Origin of the sequence: Streptomyces sp. AK08-02 (assembly GCF_033795085.1) — a bacterium.
In the GTDB taxonomy this organism is placed as follows: Bacteria; Actinomycetota; Actinomycetes; order Streptomycetales; family Streptomycetaceae; genus Streptomyces; species Streptomyces echiniscabiei.
The window spans coordinates 84,951-101,046 of sequence record NZ_JARAZV010000018.1; the positions used below are offsets into that span (position 1 = coordinate 84,951).

At 69.2% G+C, this 16,096-nt stretch carries 13 protein-coding genes; 6 read left to right on the top strand and 7 right to left on the bottom strand.

The genetic code is table 11. The features are described from left to right. Positions 1-100: 100 nt before the first annotated feature. Both PV734_RS33865 and PV734_RS33870 read right to left on the bottom strand, forming a co-directional pair. Complete coding sequence (locus PV734_RS33865) at positions 101-1,138, bottom strand: LacI family DNA-binding transcriptional regulator (RefSeq protein ID WP_319095922.1); 1,038 nt, start codon at positions 1,136-1,138, stop codon at positions 101-103. Continuing rightward, complete coding sequence (locus PV734_RS33870) at positions 1,135-3,600, bottom strand: glycosyl hydrolase 2 galactose-binding domain-containing protein (RefSeq protein WP_319293396.1); 2,466 nt, start codon at positions 3,598-3,600, stop codon at positions 1,135-1,137. Before PV734_RS33870 ends, PV734_RS33865 begins: the two co-directional genes overlap by 4 nt. A gap of 159 nt (positions 3,601-3,759) precedes the next feature. Between PV734_RS33870 and PV734_RS33875 the strand changes: the two genes are divergently transcribed. Genes PV734_RS33875 through PV734_RS33885 form a run of 3 tightly spaced genes read left to right on the top strand, consistent with a single transcriptional unit; the run spans position 3,760 to position 6,874 of the window. After that, complete coding sequence (locus PV734_RS33875; RefSeq protein ID WP_319095920.1) at positions 3,760-5,073, top strand: ABC transporter substrate-binding protein; 1,314 nt, start codon at positions 3,760-3,762, stop codon at positions 5,071-5,073. Continuing rightward, a complete protein-coding gene (locus PV734_RS33880) occupies positions 5,070-6,047 on the top strand; it encodes a carbohydrate ABC transporter permease (RefSeq protein ID WP_415924309.1) in 978 nt (325 codons plus the stop codon). The genes PV734_RS33875 and PV734_RS33880 overlap by 4 nt, the downstream gene beginning before the upstream one ends. Then, the gene (locus PV734_RS33885) at positions 6,044-6,874 is read left to right on the top strand and encodes a carbohydrate ABC transporter permease (protein WP_319095919.1); all 831 of its coding nucleotides are present in this window, start codon (positions 6,044-6,046) and stop codon (positions 6,872-6,874) included. Before PV734_RS33880 ends, PV734_RS33885 begins: the two co-directional genes overlap by 4 nt. Positions 6,875-6,886: 12 nt before the next feature. On the opposite strand, the gene PV734_RS33890 is transcribed toward PV734_RS33885, so the two are convergent. From PV734_RS33890 to PV734_RS33900, 3 genes are all read right to left on the bottom strand, one after another. Beyond that, positions 6,887-8,176, bottom strand: a complete 1,290-nt coding sequence (locus tag PV734_RS33890; RefSeq protein ID WP_319095918.1) for a ribonuclease D — start codon at positions 8,174-8,176, stop codon at positions 6,887-6,889. A gap of 216 nt (positions 8,177-8,392) precedes the next feature. After that, positions 8,393-9,052, bottom strand: a complete 660-nt coding sequence (locus PV734_RS33895; RefSeq protein WP_319095917.1) for a response regulator transcription factor — start codon at positions 9,050-9,052, stop codon at positions 8,393-8,395. Between the two features lie 345 nt (positions 9,053-9,397). Further along, a complete protein-coding gene (locus tag PV734_RS33900; RefSeq protein ID WP_079061316.1) occupies positions 9,398-10,063 on the bottom strand; it encodes a DUF3000 domain-containing protein in 666 nt (221 codons plus the stop codon). Between the two features lie 129 nt (positions 10,064-10,192). Between PV734_RS33900 and hemE the strand changes: the two genes are divergently transcribed. Beyond that, positions 10,193-11,287 (top strand): uroporphyrinogen decarboxylase, encoded by a 1,095-nt coding sequence (hemE, locus tag PV734_RS33905; RefSeq protein WP_319095915.1) that lies wholly within the window; start codon positions 10,193-10,195, stop codon positions 11,285-11,287. Positions 11,288-11,660: 373 nt separating this feature from the next. Beyond that, positions 11,661-12,683 carry a LacI family DNA-binding transcriptional regulator gene (locus tag PV734_RS33910; protein WP_319095914.1) on the top strand — a complete coding sequence of 341 codons (1,023 nt, stop codon included), beginning with the start codon at positions 11,661-11,663 and terminating at the stop codon, positions 12,681-12,683. A gap of 224 nt (positions 12,684-12,907) precedes the next feature. Here the strand turns inward: PV734_RS33910 and PV734_RS33915 are convergent, their stop codons facing one another. Both PV734_RS33915 and PV734_RS33920 read right to left on the bottom strand, forming a co-directional pair. Continuing rightward, positions 12,908-13,738 (bottom strand): methyltransferase domain-containing protein, encoded by an 831-nt coding sequence (locus PV734_RS33915; RefSeq protein WP_319095913.1) that lies wholly within the window; start codon positions 13,736-13,738, stop codon positions 12,908-12,910. Next, entirely contained in the window at positions 13,735-14,664 is a 930-nt protein-coding gene (locus PV734_RS33920) for an SAM-dependent methyltransferase (RefSeq protein ID WP_319095912.1), read from the bottom strand. Before PV734_RS33920 ends, PV734_RS33915 begins: the two co-directional genes overlap by 4 nt. A gap of 381 nt (positions 14,665-15,045) precedes the next feature. Between PV734_RS33920 and ispH the strand changes: the two genes are divergently transcribed. Beyond that, complete coding sequence (gene ispH / locus PV734_RS33925) at positions 15,046-15,996, top strand: 4-hydroxy-3-methylbut-2-enyl diphosphate reductase (protein ID WP_319095910.1); 951 nt, start codon at positions 15,046-15,048, stop codon at positions 15,994-15,996. Positions 15,997-16,096 lie beyond the last annotated feature (100 nt).

Below are 16,096 nucleotides of genomic sequence, written 5' to 3' on the forward strand. Positions count from 1 at the left end.
CCCGCCATGTTACCGCCGGTTACATACGCCCACCCCAGGGGCGCGGGGAACTGCGCGACCAGCCACAACGGACCGGCATCCGCACTGCAGGAGAAGCCCCTTACCCCTTGGGCGGAGCGGTGGACCCCCGGGGGGTGAGCACAGGCGTAGCCACCGGATGGGACCCGCCCCCGCCTCCGCCGATCACCTCGAACAACGTCCGCGCGACATCCGCCCCGAACCCGTGCACATCGTGGCTCATCGCCGACAGTGTGGGCCTCGTCAACCGGCACAGCTGTGAGTCGTCCCAGGCCAGCAGTGACACGTCACCCGGCACGCTCAGGCCCATCTCGGCGGCCACGGACAGGCTCGCCACGGCCATGATGTCGTTGTCGTACAGGATCGCCGTGGGCCGGTCCGCCGCCGAGGCGGACAGCAGCGACCGGGTGGCCCGCGCCCCCGCGTCGCCGGAGTAGTCGGTCGAGACCTGCCACGCCCCGGCCAGCTCGAGCCCCCGCGCCGCCTCGTCGAAAGCCGCCGTACGGATGTTCGTGTGCCCGAGTGCCGCCGCACCCCCCACCCGGGCGATCCGCCGATGCCCGAGCGCCGCCAGATACCGCACCGCCTCCGTCACGGCCGTGGCGTCGTCGGTCCACACGGAGGTGAGGCTCCCGGTGAACGACGGATGCCCTACCGCGACCGCGGGCATCCCGAGCCGCTCGACGGCCGGCACCCGGGGATCGTCTGCCCTCAGGTCGACCAGGATCGCCCCGCCGATCAGCCGCCCCCGCCACCAGGACTCCTGAAGCCCGACCTCCTCCTCCAGGTTCCGGACGAGCCTGAGCAGCAGCGAGCACGAACGCTCGGTCAGGACGCTCTCCACGCCCGAGATGAAGTCCATGTAGAACGGTTCCAGCCCGAGCAGCCGGGCCGGCCGGCAGATCGCCAGCCCCACCACGTCCACCCGGGACCCGGCCAGCGACCGCGCGGTGAGGTTCGGCTCCCAGCCCAGCTCGCGGGCGGCGGTGAAGATCCGGTCCCGGGTCGCCTCGGCGAGTCCCGGCTTGTGGTTGAACGCGAGGGACACGGCCCCCTTGGACACGCCCGCGCGCGCGGCGACGTCCTTGATGGTGACGCGGGGGGTCGGCGATGCCGTCATCTGGCGGGCTCCACGCAGTACAGGGCCGATCGGGCGGTCTCGGCATCCGGAGTCTCCCAGCCGCGCACCCCGATGGTCACCTGTTCCCCGGGCAGCAGGGTCACCAGCCCACGATCGGCCCGCGCTCCAGGGTCCAGCCGGTCCGCCTGCAGCAGCAGATCCCGTACGAGGGTACGAGCCGTCACCGTGACCGCCCCCGGGGTGACGCGCACGTCGAACTCGGGCCGGGGATAGGGGATTTCACGGTCGGGGACGGGAAAGTACAACGCCCGCAGCCCCTCCTCGCCGGCCCCCGCCACCTCCGATCCTCCCTCTGCGCTCCCTGCGCTCCCTGCTCTCTCGACGCCCGCGACCAGGAACTCCTTGGCCCCCACCGGCACGACCGCCCCCGGCACCCGCACTTCGGTGACAGCCCGCCGCTCCGCCGTGAACGGGATCCGTACCGACTCGCCGATTCCGTCCGTGTCCCCGTCCACGAACGCCCGGCGCAGCTCAACGGTCCCGGTCCACCGCTCCGCCCCCTGGTTGATGATGGCCAACACCAGTTCCCCGCCGTGCACTTGAAGGCTGAGCAGCCGGTCCGCGTACAGTCGCCGGAGCTCGTGGTAGAGCGGCTTCTCCCGCCCGTCCCCGTCGATCGCCGCCCAGGACGTCACCGGCCAGCAGTCGTTGAGCTGCCACACGATCGTCCCGGCGCACACGGGCCAGTGCGCCCGCCAGTGCTCGATCCCGGCGGCGACGGCACGGGCCTGGTTGACCTGGGTGAGGTAGTGCCATCGGTCGAAGTCCCCCTTCGGCAGGGGGAAATGCCGGGCGAGACCGCGCTCCAGCTTGCCGTTCCCGTCGTCCGCCTTCTGGTGGTGCAGCATGCCGGGGGAGTCGGAGTCGAGCCGCTCGCCCGGCAGGGCCCGCCGCATCGTGGCGTACGCGGCCGGTGCCTGCCATCCGAACTCGGCCACGAATCGCGGGACTTCGAGCCGGTAGTCGGCATAGTCCTCGCGGTTCCACACCTCCCACGAGTGATGCGTACCGTGCGCCGGATCGTTCGGATGCCGCTCCCAGGACCCGGACCAGGGACTGCCCGCCGTATAGGGCCGCGTGGGGTCCAACTCGGCCACCACACGCGGTAGTACGCCCAGGTAGTACCCCTCGCCCCATGACTCCCCGGCCAGCCGCTGCTCCCAATCCCAGTCCCGGAAGCCCCACAGGTTCTCGTTGTTGCCGTTCCACAGCACGAGCGAGGGATGCGGCATCAGCCTTACGACGTTCTCCCGGGCCTCCGCCTCCACCTCACCGCGCAGCGGTTGCTCCTCGGGATAGGCGGCGCACGCGAACGGGAAGTCCTGCCAGACCAGGAGTCCCAACTCGTCGCAGACGTCGTAGAAGTCCTCGCTCTCGTAGATCCCGCCGCCCCACACACGGACGAGGTCCACACCGGCGCCGGCCGCCTGCGCGAGCCGCTCCCGGTACCGCCGCGGAGTGATCCGGGACGGGAACACGTCGTCCGGGATCCAGTTGACGCCCCGCGCGAACAGCCGCTCCCCGTTGACGACCAGGGTGAACCCCGTCCCGTGGGCGTCGGGGGAGGTGTCGAGTTCGACGGTCCGGAACCCTACCCGCCGCCGCCAGCCGTCCAGCCGGACCTCGCCATGACGGAGCGTCAGCTCGACGTCGTACAGCACCTGTTGTCCGTATTCGCGTGGCCACCACAGCTCCACGTCCGGCACTTCCAGCCGCACGGCACCGCTGGTCCCGTCGACCTCGCCCCGCGCCAGGACCTCACCGCCACCGACCGGGCCGCCACCGCTCACCCGGGCCTCCAGTATCAGCCCGGCCTCCACTCGGGTGCGTTCGACATCGACCGCCAACTCGACTTGCCCCACGCCGTGTTCGTCGACCGTCACCTCGGGGCGCACCCGGGCGATCCGGGCCGTCGACCAGTGCTCCAGGCGTGCCGGCCGCCAGATGCCGGCGGTGACCAGGGTCGGACCCCAGTCCCAGCCGAACGAGCAGGCCATCTTCCGGATGTACTGGTAGGGCTCGGCATAGGCGCCGGGCCGCTCGCCCAGCCGCTCCCGCACGGCCTCGGCCTCGGCGTAGGCGGAGGCGAACCGGACGGACAGCAGCCCGGTCATCCCCGTCACGTCGAAGCGGTACGAGCGGTGCATGTTCCGTACTCGGCCCAGGAGTTGACCGTCCAGCCGGATCTCGGCGGCGGTGTCGAGCCCGTCGAAGACGAGATCGGTCTGCTCCTGCGCCGAAGCGGCCGCGAGGCGGGTCTCGTACGTCCACTCCCGGCGCCCCACCCACGCGACCTCTGCCTCGTTCCGGCCGATGAAGGGGTCCGGAATCACCCCGGCCGCCAGCAGGTCGGTGTGTACACAACCAGGGACAACGGCAGGCAGTTCGCCCCCCTCGTACCGTACGGTCCAGCCTTCGGTGAGCGGTGTGGCCTCCAGCATGCACACTCCCTAAACCGTTCCATCTCCACGTGGGTCAGGCGCGGAGAACATGGTGGCACCCTTGGCGAAATAGAGACTTTACCGGTTCAGTAGATGGTGTCAGAGTGCCGAATCAGCCAACCCAGTAGTGCTCGTCCGTCCCGAACGGAGCTGATGCACATGAACCGCCGCACGATTCCCGTACTCCTCACCGCCGGCCTGCTGCTCTCCGCGTGCACCGGAGCCGGGGGAACCTCGAAGGGCGCCGACGCGAAGGCGCCTGACGATCCGTCAAAAGTGAGTGGAACCATCAAGGTCCTCACCGTACGGACCGACCTGGTGCAGGACGGCACGCTGAAGAAGTACGCCGACGACTTCCGGAAGATCTATCCGAAGGTCAAGGTCGAGTTCGAGGGGCTCACCAACTACGAGGCCGAAGTCAAGATCCGTATGAACACGGAGAACTACGGCGATGTCCTGCTGATCCCCGCGGTGATCAAGAAGAGCGACTACCCGAAGTTCTTCGCCTCGCTCGGCACCCAGGCGGAGCGCGCCAGGAAGTACCGCTTCACCGACTTCACCACCGTCGACGGCAAGGTCTACGGCCAGAGCCCGGTCGGGGTGGCCCCGGGGTTCCTCTACAACAAGAAGGTCTGGCAGAAGGCCGGGATCACCGACTGGCCCACCACTCCCGCCGAGTTCCTCACCGCGCTGAAGGCGATCAAGTCAAAGACGGACGCGGACCCGTACTACACCAACTTCGCGGCCCAGTGGCCGCTCACTTCCTGGACGTCCGTCAACGGATCGGTCGGCTGCGACACGGGGGCGACCACGAAACTGGTCGAGAGCGACCCGTGGGCGAAGGGCGCGGACCTGCGCGTCGGCGACACCCTGCTGTACGACATCGTGCACGAGGGTCTCGCCGAGAAGGACCCGACGACCACCAACTGGGAGGCGTCCAAGCCCAGGATGGCGAAGGGGCAGATCGCCACACAGTGGCTCGGCACCTGGGCGATCGTCCAGTTCCAGGACGCTGCCAAGAAGGCGGGCGTCGACCCCGCCGACATCGGGTTCATGCCCTTTCCGACTCAGGTGGGCGGAAAGTTCTGTGCGGTGGTGGGGCCCGACTACAACCAGGGCGTCAATGTCCACAGCAAGCACAAGGAGGCGGCCCGCGCCTGGATCGACTGGTTCACCGACAAGTCCGGCTACGCGGAGGACAACCTCTCCATCTCCCCGCTGAAGGACGCGCCGCTGCCCGAGGTGCTGCGGCCGTACGAGGAAGCGGGTGTGAAGTTCATCGAGGTCGACGACTCCGAAGGAGCGCGGCTCAAGCTGATCGACTCCGAGTCGGAGGTCGGCATCTACGCCCCCGACTACCGTCAGGATCTCGTCGACCTGGCCCGCGGCGCCCGCAAGGGCAGTCTCGACGACTTCCTCGGGGACCTCGGCAAGCGCTGGACCGAGGCACAGCGGTCCGTGGGGACGCGGTGACGGACACCACCGAGGCCGGCCTGGCGGGGCGAAGGGCGGCGCGGCGGAAGGAACCACCGCCCCCGCCCGGCACCGCCACCACCACACCCGGACCACCCCCGCGCAGGGCACGCCTGTGGCGGGGCGTGACCCCCTGGCTGTTCCTGATCGCCCCGCTCGCCCTGCTGCTGACCTTCACCTACGCGCCGATCGTCAACATGGTCGCGTACAGCTTCACCGACTGGGACGGCGTCAGCCCCGAACTGCACTACACGGGAGCCGAGAACTACACCGAACTCCTCACGCGCCCCGAGCTGTTCGAGGTGTTCTTCGTCAGCGGCTACTACCTGGCCGCCTCCGCGCTCCAGATCGTCGCCGCGCTCTACTTCGCGACGATCCTCAGCTTCAACGTCCGTTTCCAGAACTTCTTCAAGGGCGTGCTGTTCTTCCCGTACCTGATCAACGGGGTCGCGATCGGCTTCGTGTTCCTCTACTTCTTCCAGGACGGGGGCACCCTCGACTCGGTGCTGAGCCTGTTCGGCGTCCACACGGACCACGCCTGGCTGGGTACACCGACGTCGGCGAACACCTCGCTCGCCGGCGTCTCGGTCTGGCGCTACACGGGCCTGAACTTCGTCCTGTTCCTGGGCGCGATCCAGTCCGTCCCGGGGGAGTTGTACGAGGCCGCCGAACTCGACGGGGCGAACCGCTGGCACCAGTTCCGCTACATCATCGCGCCGGGCATCAAACCGGTGCTGAGCCTGACCGTGATCCTGTCGATCTCGGGCTCGCTGTCGGTCTTCGAGATCCCGTACATCATGACGGGCGGAGCGACCGGCACCGAGACGTTCGTGATCCAGACGGTAAAGCTGGCGTTCCAGTTCAACAAGACGGGGCTCGCCTCGGCGGCTGCCGTCGTACTGCTGTTGATCGTGCTGGCCGCGACCTGGGTGCAGCGGCGGCTCGTTCCGGACGACAGGGTGGATCTCGTATGACGCGCCGAGTGGTCGCCCGTACGTTCGTGTACCTGTCCCTGGTCCTCGCGTCGGTGGTCGTCCTGCTGCCGCTGGGCGTGATCGTCCTGACCTCGCTCAAGACCGAGCGGGAAATGGCGGACGACAGCGGGGCGCTCTCGCTGCCGGGCGACCTGCTGAACTTCCACAACTACGTGACGGCGTTCCAGGACGGCGAGATGCTGTCCGCCTTCGCCAACACGGCGATCGTCCTGGTGTTCGCCGTCTCGGGGACCGTCCTCATCGGCTCGATGACGGCGTACGCGATCGACCGCTTCACGTTCCGCTTCCGGAAGCTGGTGATCGCCCTCTTCCTGGTGGCGACCCTGGTGCCCGGTGTCACGACCCAGGTGGCGACGTTCCAGATCGTCAACAGCTTCGGCATGTTCGACACCCTCTGGGCGCCGATAGCCCTCTACATGGGCACGGACATCGTGTCGATCTACATCTTTCTGCAGTTCGTCCGGTCGATCCCGATCTCCCTGGACGAGTCGGCCCGCCTCGACGGAGCCAACGCCTTCACGATCTACCGGAAGATCATCTTCCCGCTGCTCAAGCCGGCGATCGCCACGGTGGTGATCGTGAAGGGGATCACGGTCTACAACGACTTCTACATCCCCTTCCTCTATATGCCGTCCGAGGATCTTGGCGTGATTTCGACGTCGCTTTTCCGCTTCAAGGGCCCCTTCGCGGCCCACTGGGAGACGATCTCGGCGGGCGCGGTCCTGGTCATCCTGCCGACCCTGATCGCTTTCCTGTCGCTGCAGAGGTTCATCTACAACGGCTTCATGAAGGGAGCGACGAGGTGAGCCACCGCATCCCTACGGCGCCTCGACGGAAAGTGCCTCCACCAGCACCGGGGTGACCTGCTCCACCTGCCAGGCCCGAGCCCCGTACCCGGCGAGGGCCGCGGCCACGGAGTCGGTGTCCACGGAAGCGGGCGGCTCCCAGCAGACCCTCCGCACCGTGTCCGGAGTGATCAGGTTCTCCTGGGGCATGTTCAGCCGCTCGGCCAGCGCGGAGACGCCGGCGCGCGCGGCGGACAGCCGGGCCGCGGCCTCCGGATCCTTGTCGGCCCAGGCCCGAGGCGGCGGCGGCCCGACCACGGGCTGCCCCGGCTGGGGCAACTGCGAGTCGGTGAGCGCCTTCACGTGATCCACCGCGGCCTGCCACTGCTCCAGCTGCCGCCGCCCCATCCGGTGCCCGAATCCGGTCAGCGCGGCCAGCGCGTTGACGTTCACCGGCACGGCGAGCGCGGCCTCGACGATCGCCGCGTCCGACAGCACCTTGCCCGGCGACACGTCCCGGCGCTGCGCGATCCGGTCCCGGGTCTCCCACAGCTCCCGCACGACGGCGAGCTGTCGGCGCCGACGCACCTTGTGCATGCCGGACGTACGGCGCCAGGGGTCCTTGCGGGGCTCCGGCGGGGGCGCCGAGGCGATGGCGTCGAACTCCTGCCGGGCCCACTCCAGCTTGCCCTGCCGGTCCAGCTCCTTCTCCAGCGCGTCCCGCAGGTCGACCAGGAGTTCGACGTCAAGTGCCGCGTACCTCAGCCAGGGCTCGGGCAGCGGCCGGGTCGACCAGTCGACCGCGGAGTGGCCCTTCTCGAGTACGAAGCCGAGGACCCCCTCGACCATCGCGCCCAGGCCGACCCGGGGGAACCCGGCCAGCCGTCCGGCCAGTTCGGTGTCGAACAGCTGAGTGGGGATCATGCCTATCTCGCGGAGACAGGGCAGGTCCTGTGTGGCGGCGTGCAGTACCCATTCCACGTCGCCGAGTGCCTCGCCGAGGCCCGACAGATCGGGGCAGGCGATGGGGTCGATGAGCGCGGTGCCCGCGCCCTCGCGGCGCAGCTGCACCAGGTAGGCGCGCTGGCCGTAGCGGTAACCGGACGCGCGTTCGGCGTCGACGGCGACGGGGCCGCTGCCCGCGGCGAACGCGGCGATCACTTCGGCGAGCGAGTGCTCGTCGGTGACGACGGGCGGAATTCCGTCACGTGGATCGAGGAGTGGGACCGGCGCCGGAGCCTCAGCAGATCCGTTGTCGTCCGGAGGAGCGCCTCCGGTGGTTCGCAGTGAGCTGTCTGCTGCGGTCTCTTGGGCTTCGGTCACCTGTCAAGGGTATCTGTGTATGGACGGCGCCCGCCGACGGAACGTTCCGTCGACGGGCGCCTTGGGGTCGTAAACCGGTCACGTGTCACACGTGTCAGTGAATTCTGTCGGTCATCTCGGTCAGGAGTGGTGGCGAAGCGGTCGTCAGCGGCCGATCGCCGGTGGTCGAGCGTCAGTGATCAGGGCCGGGCTCAGGAGCAGTGATCGGGATCGGTGTCAGTGGATGATTCCGGTGCGCAGGGCCACCGCCACCATCCCGGCGCGGTCGCCCGTGCCGAGCTTGCGGGCGATCCGGGCGAGGTGGCTCTTGACGGTCAGCGCGGACAGGCCCATGGAGACGCCGATCGCCTTGTTCGACTGGCCCTCGGCGACCAGTCGCAGGACCTCGACCTCGCGGCCGGACAGCTCGCGGTAGCCGCCCGGGTGGCTCGGGGCACCCGGGGGGCGGCGGTGCATACGGGCGCCGGCGCCGATGGGGGCCGCGCCCGGCCGGCTGGGCAGGCCGATGTTGTTGCGGGTGCCGGTGACGACGTAGCCCTTCACGCCGCCCGCGAGGGCGTTGCGCACGGCTCCGATGTCGTCGGCGGCGGACAGGGCCAGGCCGTTGGGCCAGCCCGCGGCGCGGGTCTCGGACAGCAGGGTGAGCCCGCTGCCGTCGGGCAGGTGGACGTCTGCGACGCAGATGTCACGGGGGTTGCCGATGCGGGGACGAGCCTCCGCGATGGACGAGGCCTCGATCACGTCGCGCACACCGAGCGCCCACAGATGGCGGGTGACGGTGGAGCGGACGCGGGGGTCGGCCACGACCACCATGGCGGTCGGCTTGTTCGGGCGGTAGGCGACCAGGCTTGCGGGCTGCTCAAGAAGAACGGACACCAGGCCTCCTGGAGTGCGGAACGGATCCGGTCCTGGGGGTGAAACCGGATCGACCGTGCTTTCAAGGTCACAGAGGTCTTCGGCATCAAACCTGTGCTCCTTTAGAGAAAGATCACGATCTGGTGAGTAACAATCTGTGCAATTCGGACACGCGATCGATCATCCGAAGATCGAACGGTTTCGCTCTACGTCGATACGCGGCCGAAAGTGGCCGTATCGACAAAGAGCTACTAAAGACGGCGTGCCGATACCGGCAGAAGGAGGGCACATGGAGAGGGCACAAAGGAACGGCCTTGCGGTCCCCGTACAGGGACCGCAAGGCCGTTCAGCAGATCGGGCCGTGGTTCAGCGGGACTGGGGCCCGCGTCGCTGAGGGAGCGTCACCACCGACGCGTCCCCGGGGCCGGCCGGCGGCAGGCCCGCGATCTGGGCCAGCAGGTCGCACCAGGAGGCCAGGTGGGACGCGGTGTCCGGGACGCCACCCAGGCCCTCGCGCGGCGTCCAGGAGGCGCGGATCTCGATCTGGGACGCGGCCGGCCGCTCCGACATCCCGCCGAAGTAGTGCGAACTCGCGCGCGTGACCGTGCCGCTGGCCTCGCCGTACGACAGCCCGCGCGCCTGCAGCGCCCCCGTCAGCCAGGACCAGCACACGTCCGGCAGCAGCGGGTCGGCGGCCATCTCCGGCTCCAGTTCGGCCCGCACCAGCGTCACCAGGCGGAAGGAGCCCTGCCAGGCGTCGTGCCCGGCCGGGTCGTGCAGCAGGACGAGCCGGCCGTCGGCCAGATCCTCCTCGCCGTCGACGACCGCCGCCTCCAGGGCGTACGCGAACGGCGCGAGGCGCTGGGGCGCCCGCGTCGGCTCGATCTCGATCTGCGGCCTCAGCCGCGCGGACCGCAACGCGTCGACGGCAGCCCGGAAGGGCAACGGAGCCGTCTCCCCATCCCGGTCCCCCTCCTTCGCGTCGTCCATCTCGCCAGCGCCGTCCGACAGTCGTCCCTGTGCCGCAGCCATGCGGGGAAGATTAAGGGGAACGGGGCCTCCGTGCGGGGAGAGACACCCGTGGAACGGACCACAGTCCGGTAGGAGCCGCCGACAGGGCTGTTCGCGGGACTGTCGGCGGGGCGTGCGAGACTTCTGGTCGTGAGCGCGAACCAGAGCCCCGCGGGCCAGCAGCCGACAACGACGTCCGCCGCAGTCAAGAACGACGCCGTGCAGGATTCCGCCTTCCTCAAGGCGTGCCGACGCGAGCCGGTGCCGCACACACCCGTGTGGTTCATGCGGCAGGCCGGGCGCTCCCTGCCCGAGTACCGCAAGGTCCGCGAGGGCATCCCCATGCTGGAGTCCTGCGCCCTGCCCGAGCTGGTCACCGAGATCACCCTCCAGCCGGTGCGCCGGCACAACGTGGACGCGGCGATCTACTTCAGCGACATCGTCGTCCCGCTCAAGGCCATCGGTGTCGACCTCGACATCAAGCCCGGCGTCGGCCCGGTCGTCGAGAAGCCGATCCGCACCCGCGCGGACCTCGCCCAGCTCCGCGACCTCACCCCCGAGGACGTCCCGTACGTCACCGAGGCCATCGGTCTGCTCACCCGCGAGCTCGGCGCGACCCCGCTCATCGGCTTCGCCGGCGCGCCCTTCACACTCGCGAGCTACCTCGTCGAGGGCGGCCCGTCCCGGACGTACGAGAACGCCAAGGCGATCATGTACGGCGACCCGCAGCTCTGGGCCGACCTCCTCGACCGCCTCGCCGACATCACGGCGGCCTTCCTCAAGGTCCAGATCGAGGCGGGCGCCAGCGCCGTCCAGCTGTTCGACTCCTGGGCCGGCGCCCTCGCCCCGGCCGACTACCGTCGCTCGGTGCTCCCCGCCTCCCAGAAGGTCTTCAAGGCCGTCGAGGGGTACGGCGTGCCGCGCATCCACTTCGGTGTCGGCACCGGCGAGCTGCTCGCCCCCATGAGCGAGGCCGGCGTGGATGTCATGGGCGTCGACTGGCGCGTCCCGCTCGACGAGGCCGCCCGTCGCGTCGGCCCCGGCAAGGCGCTCCAGGGCAACCTCGACCCGACGGTCCTGTTCGCCTCCACGGAGGCCGTCGAGGCGAAGACCCGTGAGGTCCTCGACTCCGCGAAGGGTCTGGAGGGCCACATCTTCAACCTCGGCCACGGCGTCATGCCGAACACGCCGCCGGACGCCCTGACGCGCCTCGTGGAGTACGTCCACACGAACACGGCCCGCTGAGCCCGGCGCCGGGCGCCATCACCCGGCCTCATGTGTCGCCGTGGGCGAGAGGCCGAGCAAACGGCCGGGGCGGCCCTTCTTCGGGCGGTCGCCCCGACGCTCACGGAATCCGGCCGGCACAACGCTCTCGAAGCCTGGGTCGGCCCAACGCCGGCAGTCCGAGAGGTCCGAAGGCGGCGAGGAACGCCGGCCCCCAGCGACCCGTGCGTGGTCCGGTCGCGGTGGGCCGGGCGAAGCAGCTCCAGCCGTTGCCAAAGGTGTCGATCGGCATGGACTTCCTTGCGGCCGAGGCCGGTTGATCCCCTGCGGATTCCGTGTGGCCGGTTCCCCGGGCCCGTAAGATCGGTGATCTCGCGGGTGGGGAGAGGTGGTCATGGCCAAGCGACGCCTTGGAGCGCCGACGCTGGAGGAGGTCGCCGCCCGCGCCGGGGTGGGGCGGGGCACGGTCTCCCGGGTCATCAACAACGCGGCCGGTGTGAAAGAGGCGACGCGCCGGGCGGTACAACGCGCCGTGGAGGATCTGGGCTACGTGCCCAATCTCGCGGCCCGGTCCCTGGCCGGAAGACGGGCCGACGCCGTGGCCCTCGTCCTGACGGAGCCGGACTGGAGACAGTTCGCGGAGCCGTTCTTCTCGGAGATCGTCCGCTCGCTCGGTGACGCGCTGGCGGACACCGGGATGCAGCTGATGCTGACCCTGGTCCGCTCGGAGACCGAACGGCAGCGCTTCCTGGAGTACGCACGAGGCGGCCGGGTCGACGGGGTTCTGCTGATGTCCGTGCACGGGGGCGATCGGCTGCCTGACATGCTCGCCGAAGCGCGGTTGCCGACCGTGATGCTGGGGCGCCGGTCGGGCGACGAGTACGTCAGCTACGTGGACGCGGACAACCTGGGCGGTGCCCGAAGCGCCGTCTCCCACCTGCTGAAACAGGGCCGCACGGCGATCGGCACCATTACGGGCCCGTTGGACATGTACGTCGCGCAGTGCCGACTGCGCGGTTATCAGGGCGCTCTGGAGGCGGCCGGTCTGAAAGGTGCGGGGTCCCTGGTCGCGGAGAGCGACTTCACCCTGGAGGGCGGGCGCCGCGCCATGGCGGAACTCCTCTTACGGCACCCCGAGATCGACGCCGTCCTCGCCGCGTCCGACACCTCGGCGGCGGGGGCGCTGCAGGCGCTGCGCGCGGCGGGGCGGCGGGTGCCCGAGGACGTCGCGGTGATCGGTTTCGACGACTTTCCGTTGGCTCAGAGCACCGAGCCGCGCCTGACCACCGTGCGTCAGCCGGTGGAGGAGATGGGGCGGGCCATGATCAGGCTGCTGCTGGAGGAGATGGAGGAGGCGTCCGCGGCCTGGCGCCACGTCATCCTCCGTACGGAACTGGTCGTTCGCGAGTCGTCCTGACGAGCGATTGCGCCGCCCCGCCGGACAACCGCCCTTTGCGGTAAGGGTGTTCCCTCCCCGGCGAGGGCGGCTGGCGCGCGGGGACCGCGCCGAGCCCGAGAGCTGCCCGTGGGGCCGAACCCGTCCCGGAGAACGGCTCGGTACGTGGGGAGCGCCAGGGAGGGCCTCGACGTCGGCCCCGCGCCGTAAGTCGCCGGGCTGGAGAACGGGGGCGGCGACCGTCGTTACGCGCGGACCGCGGTCAGGAAGAGGTAGCCGCTCTCCGGAATGGACCCGAACCTGCGCACGAAGTCGATGAGCGAGTCGGCCCGTTCCTTGCCGACCAGATCGGCCAGCTTGTCGCGGACGGTTTCGAAGGCGTCGGCCATGAGCCCGAGGGTGCGGATGACGTTGTCGGTGATGTCACGGATCTCCACGTCGACGAAACCGTTCGCGGCCAACGCCACCCGGTATTCGTCGACAGTGCCCAGGGAGCGCACCGCGTAGTTCTCGCAGATGTGGTCCAGGACCACGCGTCCCTCGGGGCTGACCGGATCGCGCTGGATGACGTCGGCGATGGCGAGGCGGCCGCCGGGGCGCAGGACGCGGGCGGCCTCGGAGAGCACATGGCCACGGTCGGGCATGTGCCACATCGACTCGAACGCCCAGGCCGCGTCGAACGAGCCGTCGGGGAAGGGCATGTCCATCGCGTCCCCGAACCGGAACGTGGCCCGGTCGGCCAGCCCGGCCTCGGCCGCGTGTTCCGTGGCCTCCTGGGCCTGGACGTGGCTGACGGTGATGCCCACCACGTTCACGTCACAGGCGCGGACGAGCCGCTGCGCGGGATGGCCGATGCCGCAGCCGATGTCCAGGACCCGTTGGCCGGCCTGCGCGCCGAGGCCCGAGATCATCAGGTCGGTCAGGCGGTCCGTGGCCACCTCGACGGAGCTGTCGTCGGCGTCGTTCTCCCAGTAGCCGTAGTGGATATTGGGGCCCCACACGGAACCGTAGATCCGGCCGAACCCGTCGTACACGTCGCGGACGTCGCTGGGAGCCGGGGACTGTTCGACCGTCATGAGGCACTCCCTGCCGTCGACTTCAACTCGAAGCGCAGGAAACCCAACTGCAGGCCCCCTGCCCGCCATTCACTGCCGAGCGCCTGGTTCGCCAGCAGCGATATCCGCAGATCCCTGCGCGCAATCGGTGAGATATCGCTGTCGCTGTCCAGTACCGCTTTCGTCCAGGCGGCACTCTCCTCCCAGAACGGCGACGTCTCGGACGTGGCGTCGACTTCGTCGACCAATTCAAAACCGGCGGCCCGAGCGGCTTCCACGTAGTCGTGTACCGCAGCTGGTTTTGTGTAGAAGTATTCGGCCCACACATCGGCCCCGTGCGGGCGTGTGGTGAACACCTCCTCGATGCACACACTCCCGCCCGGGCGAATCACGCGCGCCAGCCGCTCGAACCACTGCGGACGGTTGAAATATCCGCTGCTCTCGATGGCCACTGCCGCGTCGTAGGGGCCGTCCAAGGGGAGATGCATCGCATCACAGACCAGCGCTCGGACCTTCCCGTCCAAACCGCATTCGCGCGCGAATCCCTCGACTATCGGGGCGTGTTCCGGTGCATTGGTGACCGCTGTCACGTCGGCACCGTATTCCTGTGCCCAGAAGATCGAGCCCCCGCCGAGACCGCAGCCGACATCCAGGATCCTTCCCGAAAGCCGGTGTTCGGCGCCCCAGATCTTGGCCGCGTACCGCAGCAGACCCTCTTGGTGAAGCCGTACGCTGCGGCGAATGTCATCCGGCGTCGGATCGTCGGCATAAGGCGGCACTTCGGAGGAAGGGTAATAACCTACATGGTAGTGAATCCTGGGCCCGGGCCCGTATTTGCGAACAAGCTTCGCTGTTTTTCCGTCGTAATACTGGCCGACTATTTTTACCTCATCCTGAGGGGTCGGCACTGTCTGGGTTGAACCAGGGAATTCATCCAGATTTGTCACGATCACTTCTCCAGGAATCGGATGCGACGACGGACGGTTGTACCGGGGAAATCTGGAGTCGCCTCGAAATTGGACGGCGGCTATCGGATTCCATCCTGGAGGGCACCCCTGGTCGTGTCAACTACGTGGAGTGAGCAAGGTCCAACCTTGGGAAAAACCCTAAAGGATACGACGTGGAGCCTGGATTGGACTATTCTGCGGATTGGTGGCTGCTGTGCGCGGCACCAAAGCCGTGTGGGAGTCCGGCTATTAAGCCGGGACTCGACGGCGGACATGACTTCTGAGAAGGACTCGGTTTCTACCGACCGGAGTGGATGCCCTGTACGGCGACGCGAAGCCGGGCGTGCCGACGCGGACGCCACGGCACGGAACGGAGTGGGAATGAGTGGCGGTAAGCAGGTCCTGCTGGCCGAGCCGCGGAGTTTGTGTGCCGGCGTGCGCCGGGCGATAACCATCATCGATCTCGCGCTGGAACAGCACGGCGCGCCGATCTACGTCCGCAAGGAGATCGTGCACAACCACTACGTGGTGCGCGAGTTCCAGCGCCGGGGTGTCCGCTTCGTCGACTCCGAGCAGGAGGTGCCGGAGGGCGCGGTGTGTGTCTTCTCGGCGCACGGGGTCTCCCCGCAGGTGCGGCGGAACGCGGAGGCACGCGGGTTGGACGTGCTCGACGCGACCTGTCCGCTGGTGGCCAAGGTGCACCAGGAGGCCCGCCGGTTCGCCCGGGACGGGCGGACGCTGCTGCTGGTCGGGCACGCCGACCACGAGGAGGTCGAGGGCACCTTCGGGCACGCTCCCGACCGGACGATCATCGTCGAGACGGTTGCCGACGCGGAGGCGCTGGACCTTCCCCCCGACGCACCGGTCGCCTACCTCACCCAGACCACGCTCTCGGTGGACGAGACCAGGGACATCATCGCCGTACTCCGGCGCAGGTTCACCGGCCTGCGCGGGCCCGGCACCGACGACATCTGCTACGCCAGCCAGAACCGCCAGGACGGCATCAGGGCCATCGTGGACCGGTGCGAGTTGGTACTGGTGGTCGGTTCGGCCAACTCCAGCAACTCGGTCCGGATGGTCGAGGTGGCGCGCAGGCTCGGCGGCCGGGCCGAACTGGTGCCGGACGTGACTCACTTCGACCCCACGTGGCTGGCCGGCGTGAGCACGGTCGGGGTGAGCGCCGGGGCGAGCGCGCCGGAGATCCTCGTCGACCAGCTGCTCGACCGGCTCGCGGAACTGGGTTACGCGGACACGGCCGTGGCCCGGGTGGCGACCGAGGACATCGTGTTCTCCCCGCCCGCGCGCCTGACCGAAGCGGCGGACACCCCGTGACCGGGCCCGCGTGTCCCACCGGTCGGGGCCACCACCCGGAGTGCGGGCGACCTTCGTGGTGACCCGTACGAGAGTCCTTGCCGGCGTCGGCCGGCACCTG

What these genes read in the sequence shown, in the direction of transcription:
- PV734_RS33865 (WP_319095922.1), bottom strand. Translation starts at nt 1,138, where the DNA reads ATGACGGCATCGCCGACCCCCCGCGTCACCATCAAGGACGTCGCCGCG.
- PV734_RS33870 (WP_319293396.1), bottom strand. Translation starts at nt 3,600, where the DNA reads ATGCTGGAGGCCACACCGCTCACCGAAGGCTGGACCGTACGGTACGAG.
- PV734_RS33875 (WP_319095920.1), top strand. Translation starts at nt 3,760, where the DNA reads ATGAACCGCCGCACGATTCCCGTACTCCTCACCGCCGGCCTGCTGCTC.
- PV734_RS33885 (WP_319095919.1), top strand. Translation starts at nt 6,044, where the DNA reads ATGACGCGCCGAGTGGTCGCCCGTACGTTCGTGTACCTGTCCCTGGTC.
- PV734_RS33900 (WP_079061316.1), bottom strand. Translation starts at nt 10,063, where the DNA reads ATGGCTGCGGCACAGGGACGACTGTCGGACGGCGCTGGCGAGATGGAC.
- PV734_RS33910 (WP_319095914.1), top strand. Translation starts at nt 11,661, where the DNA reads ATGGCCAAGCGACGCCTTGGAGCGCCGACGCTGGAGGAGGTCGCCGCC.
- PV734_RS33915 (WP_319095913.1), bottom strand. Translation starts at nt 13,738, where the DNA reads ATGACGGTCGAACAGTCCCCGGCTCCCAGCGACGTCCGCGACGTGTAC.
- ispH (WP_319095910.1), top strand. Translation starts at nt 15,046, where the DNA reads ATGAGTGGCGGTAAGCAGGTCCTGCTGGCCGAGCCGCGGAGTTTGTGT.